Genomic DNA, 1,283 nt, shown 5'->3' with positions numbered 1-1,283 from the left:
ACTTCAGACTTGAAACCGCCAGGGATATAAATGAGAGGTTCCCCAGGGTTTGTTGTAAAGGTAGTGCCAAACAAAGAAGAATGGATAAACTACCAGTCAGAGGGTTTGCTTAAAACTCTTAGTCCAGAAGATGAGTTCATTGGATATTTCTGGCAAATTCTCACCCAAAGAGATGGTGTTCAATGCCATGTTGCGAATATAACGAGGATTGTTCCCAGTGATGGGAATTCTAAGTTATTTTATTATGCAGACGAGGCATGGTTTGATATGGCCGACATAAAAACAACTATTGTTGCCCTGCGTGGTCCAGCATCAAACAACAGGTTCTTGTCTAAAGAATATAAACATTTTGAAACTTGGGATATTGTGCGTAACATAGTTTTCTGATGCGAACTTCTTTGGAGTGTTTGGTTTTTATTATCTGTTATCCTCAAACACTTCTCTGTCTTGAACTTTTGATGTGGATTCAAAGAAGATGGATTTTTGGCAAGAACCAGTCAATCGACCATTGTTTTTCACGATCTTTATTTCAACGACTCCCCGATCTTCTGTGTCGAGGTTGTAGACTTCTTCACGACGTAGAAACAAAATCGCATCTGCAAAATCGAGAATATCAAAGGCTCCCTTGATATCAGCGAGTCTTGATTCATGTAGTGTTTTTCTATCTGCCCTTGGAAGTGCCCCTGCAGCAAGAACAATGGGCACTTGATGATCGTAGGCAAGCTTTGATAGCGATCTCCCAATGCTCTCGTCAGAGCTGTTTTCGGCATCAAGAAAAATGGGGTTGTCGATAACAATCAATGGTAGCTTGCTGTGATTGTTAGACAAGAACGTCTTGCAGTCTTCAAGTAATGCACTAAACGACTTCTCACGGCTAAACGATAAGTAGTAATCTGATAACTCGGTTTTCGCCCTATCCAGCAACGATCTTTGTTCGTCGTTAAGCGTATTCCACTCAATATCATCGACATCAACACGACCGGTGATGTTGGAGAGTAGTCGAACAACTTCAGGCTCTATAGGTCTGCCAGATGTGCAGCAAAGAACGTTTGCTCCTTGCCGAAGAACATTGATGGTTATCGAGCGTAGCGCCGTGCTAACGCCCATGCTTGGTCGACCTGCAACGATGTAGATGTTACCGGGTCGCAATCCGGCAATCCTCTCATCGATTACTCGAAACCCAGTCTTTAGAGCGGGATGGTCAAGGGGCTTCTTTGGTGTCCAGTCCTTCAAAAAGTCATAAGCAGTTAAGATTGTCATTGATTGGCGCGCTCTAGACTGAA

General features: G+C 43.1%; 2 protein-coding genes. One reads left to right on the top strand and one right to left on the bottom strand.

Annotated elements, in window-relative coordinates; all coding sequences use genetic code 11:
- Positions 1–30 precede the first annotated feature (30 nt).
- Positions 31–387 carry a hypothetical protein gene (locus tag ETQ85_RS20555; RefSeq protein ID WP_148580951.1) on the top strand — a complete coding sequence of 119 codons (357 nt, stop codon included), beginning with the start codon at positions 31–33 and terminating at the stop codon, positions 385–387.
- A gap of 30 nt (positions 388–417) precedes the next feature.
- Here the strand turns inward: ETQ85_RS20555 and ETQ85_RS20550 are convergent.
- A partial coding sequence (locus ETQ85_RS20550) for a DnaB-like helicase C-terminal domain-containing protein (RefSeq protein WP_222862231.1) occupies positions 418–1,283 on the bottom strand: 866 nt, incomplete at its 5' end.

It is taken from the genome of Zoogloea oleivorans (genome assembly GCF_008107625.1).
Lineage (GTDB): Bacteria > Pseudomonadota > Gammaproteobacteria > Burkholderiales > Rhodocyclaceae > Zoogloea > Zoogloea oleivorans.
Note: the sequence above shows the minus strand (reverse complement) of the source record. Positions and strands in the feature narration are given on the sequence as shown.

Coding starts and splice junctions, on each gene's coding strand:
- ETQ85_RS20555 (WP_148580951.1), top strand. CDS start 31: ATGAGAGGTTCCCCAGGGTTTGTTGTAAAGGTAGTGCCAAACAAAGAA.